The 3,120-nt window shown below is 72.7% G+C and carries 2 protein-coding genes and 2 pseudogenes; 3 read left to right on the top strand and 1 reads right to left on the bottom strand.

Annotation, left to right across the window (positions count from 1 at the left end; translation table 11 throughout):
• The 3 genes and pseudogenes from KN815_RS05595 to KN815_RS05585 form a co-directional block, all read left to right on the top strand.
• Window positions 1–170, top strand: a pseudogene (locus KN815_RS05595) (6-phosphofructokinase); the annotation flags it as partial.
• A 153-nt stretch (window positions 171–323) separates the two neighbouring features.
• Window positions 324–1,661 (top strand): hypothetical protein, encoded by a 1,338-nt coding sequence (locus KN815_RS05590; RefSeq protein ID WP_216340624.1) that lies wholly within the window; start codon window positions 324–326, stop codon window positions 1,659–1,661.
• Complete coding sequence (locus KN815_RS05585; protein ID WP_253208785.1) at window positions 1,652–2,815, top strand: hypothetical protein; 1,164 nt, start codon at window positions 1,652–1,654, stop codon at window positions 2,813–2,815. The genes KN815_RS05590 and KN815_RS05585 overlap by 10 nt, the downstream gene beginning before the upstream one ends.
• Before the next feature lie 43 nt (window positions 2,816–2,858).
• Here KN815_RS05585 and KN815_RS05580 read toward each other — a convergent pair.
• Window positions 2,859–3,120, bottom strand: a pseudogene (locus KN815_RS05580) (carbohydrate ABC transporter permease); the annotation flags it as partial.

Here is a 3,120-nt window from a genome sequence, read left to right as displayed (position 1 = left end):
TGGCCACCCGCTTCGGCTGGCACGCCGTCGAGGCGGCGCACCGCGGCGACTTCGGCATGATGACCGCGCTGCGCGGCACGGACATCACGATGGTGCCGATCGCCGAGGCGGTCACCGAGCTGAAGACCGTTCCGGTCGACCGGATGGACGAGGCCGAGTCGGTCTTCTGATCCGTCAGGCCGCCGGTCTTCCACGGTCGTCGGGGGCTCACTCGCCTCTCTCGTCGGCTGTGGGCGGCCGTCAGCGGGTCTTCCGCCCCTCTGATACTGTCCCCGCCTGATCAAGGGGGAACTGGTCAGGAGATGTGAGGAGTCAAGGGCGGGATGCGTGGTTTATGGGGCCGTGCGCGGCAGCGCCGCAAGCCCCTCGTCGTACTGATGGCGGTGGTGGGGATCGCGGGAGCCGTCCTCGCCACCAGGGACAGCGGCGGCGGCCATCTCGCCGCCAACCAGGCCCAGTTGAGGAAGGCGTGCGACGGCACCCTGCCGTACGGGGACCTCGAACGGCTGGTGCGTGACGAGCGGCCGGGCAAGCTCAGAGAGCACGGCACGATGCTCGCCCCCGGCCAGGAGAGCCGTTCGCTGCTGGACTGCTCGCTGTCCTGGGGAGACGGCTACGGGGTCACGGTCCATGCCGAGGCGCTGGTGTCCGACGTCCCCCAGGCCATCGAGACCCGGGACCTCCTGGAACCGGCCGGTGGCCACGGCACCTTCGTGGCACCGGGCACCACCGGCCAGTACGGCGAGCGGGGAGCCTGGCTGGTGACCGACTGCCTGGGCGGGCTCGGCGGCCGGGTCCGGCCCACGACGGATCTGTATGTGACGGCCCGGGTGACGGACGGGACTGGCGGGGCGGAAGTGGCGGCCCATGCCGACGAGGCGATGTCGCGGAGCGGCAAGCCGGATCGTGCCACCGCGCTCCTCGGCTTCCGTACCGCCGTACAGGTCGCCAACGTCCTCACCAAGGCCCAGCACTGCGGCTCCGGCCCGCTCACGATGCCGAAAACCGTGGTGGACACGGACGAGACCCATGGCGCACCCGGCCGGGCGTTGCGCAAATGCGAGTGGATCGACGGCTCCTCGCTCCCCGGCATCGCCTCCGGCGCCTGGACCACCCTCGGCGACCTACAGGAGTCCACCGGCCTGAGCGCCTGCGCCGGGGAGTGGGACGCGGAGAAGAACGCCGGAGAGCGCCCGCGCCCGAAGGAGTGGCAGGTCACCGAGGTCGAGGCGGCGAGTTGGTCGGGGGTCCTCGGCCGGTCCGCCTACGACTCCTACGAACGCGCGGGCCATGTGCCCGGATGGGGAGCGCGGCAGGGCGAGAGCCCCTCAGAGGCCGGTGCCGGGGCGGACTCCGGAGCGGACGCCGATCGTGGTGTGCGGCAGGAGGACCGCGTCTCCTCCTACGCCGGACGGCCCCAACTCGCCCTGTGGGCACGGTCGGTGTGCGGCGGCCGCACCACCTACCACCGGGTCGCCGTCCTCCCCGAGATCCAGCTCGGGGACGGCGAGACCGCCGTCATCAGCGGTAAGGACCGCACCAGGCTCTCCACCACCGCCCGTACGGTCCTCGACCGCTATCTCGACGCCGAGGACGGCTGGCCCGTATCGGCGGACTGCCGCGACACCAAGGTGCTCGGGGAGGTGGAGCAGTGGCACTGACCCGACTCACACTCACCCGACCCACTCTCACCCGGCGCGGGGTCCGGGCCCTGGCGGCCGCCGCGGTGGCGCTGGCCGCCCTCGCCGGAGCGATCGTCTGGTTCGCGGGCAGCGAGGACCGGGCGCTGGACGGCGCCTGCGACGGGGTACTTCCGGTCGGCGACGTCCGCGCGGTGCTCGGCGAGGACGCCGGGCTGGAGGTGACCAACCGCACCGAGGGCGCCTTCGGCGACAAGGCCGCCACGAGCGGCGGCAAGCGGGCCAACAGCCTGTCCGTCCGCTGCCGGATCACGGCGGAGAGCACCGGCCATATCGCCGTCACCATCGCGGGCTCGCCCCGCCCCCGCGCCGAGTACGGATACGGCGAACTGTACGCCGCCGTACCCGCGAGCCACACGCTTCCCGTCCCCCTCGGCAACGGCTGGTCCGGCCTCTTCGCCACCGACACCGCACGGCTGGGCGACGCCGAGGACGGCACGGCCACCACCGCCGTACTGCTCGACTGCGCCCGACGCGGCGACAGCCTGCTGATCACCGTCGAGACCGCGCTGCGCGGCACCACCACCCTCGACGACCCCGCCGTCCGCCCCGACTTCGTCCGCACCGCCACCGCCACCGCCGAGGCGGCCAACGACCACTGGGGCTGCGGCGCCCGCCTGGGCACGCCCGTCCGTACGGTGGGCCTGCCGGTGAACGAGGACGAGTACGAACCGCTGCTCGGCGCCAAGGGCACCTGCACGGCCGTCCCCACCGCCTCCCGCTCCGCCGTCTCCACGGCCCGCGAGACCGCCCGCGACCGCGCACCGCGCGAGAGCTGCGTCCTCGGCATGCGGGACGGCTCCCCGCTCTACCGTCTCGAGGCGTACTACGGCCCCTACGCGGAGGACGCCCGCTCCCAGTACACCCGGGACTACGACTACGAGAACGTGACACCCGCCGAAAAGCCCGCCGGACGGCTCGGCCAGAGCGCCTACTGGGCCGGTGCCACTTGCCCGCGCGGCGCCGAGTCCGCCCTCTACCTCATCCGCGCCGCCGCCGACGGCGAAACCCGCCGCCGCCCGGACCTGGCCTACGAACGCGCCGCGCTGGCGGCTTTCGCCGCCGCCTCGGCCGAACACCATGGCTGCGCGGCGCCGAGCCTGCCGAAGGACTGAACCAGGGGCCGGCCCGGCCGAAGCGCCTGACCCAGCGGCGCCCTCACCCCTTGACGGCGCCGCCCAGGGCGAAGCCGCCGCCCAGGCGGCGGGAGATCAGGACGTAGAGCAGGAGCACAGGCGTCGAGTAGAGGATCGAGAAGGCGGCCAACTGGCCGTAGACGACCTGGCCGTAGTTGCCGAAGAAGGTGAAGATCGAGACGGACGCCGGGAGTTGCTCGGGGGAGAGCAGCAGCATGAAGGGGACGAAGAAGTTGCCCCACATCATGATGAAGCTGTAGATCATCACCACCGTGATGCCCGGC

The organism is Streptomyces niphimycinicus (assembly GCF_018883605.1).
Lineage (GTDB): Bacteria > Actinomycetota > Actinomycetes > Streptomycetales > Streptomycetaceae > Streptomyces > Streptomyces niphimycinicus.
The sequence above is the reverse complement of the archived record's forward strand: the minus strand, read 5'-3'. Positions and strand labels throughout refer to the sequence as shown.

Coding starts and splice junctions, on each gene's coding strand:
- KN815_RS05590 (WP_216340624.1), top strand. CDS start 324: ATGCGTGGTTTATGGGGCCGTGCGCGGCAGCGCCGCAAGCCCCTCGTC.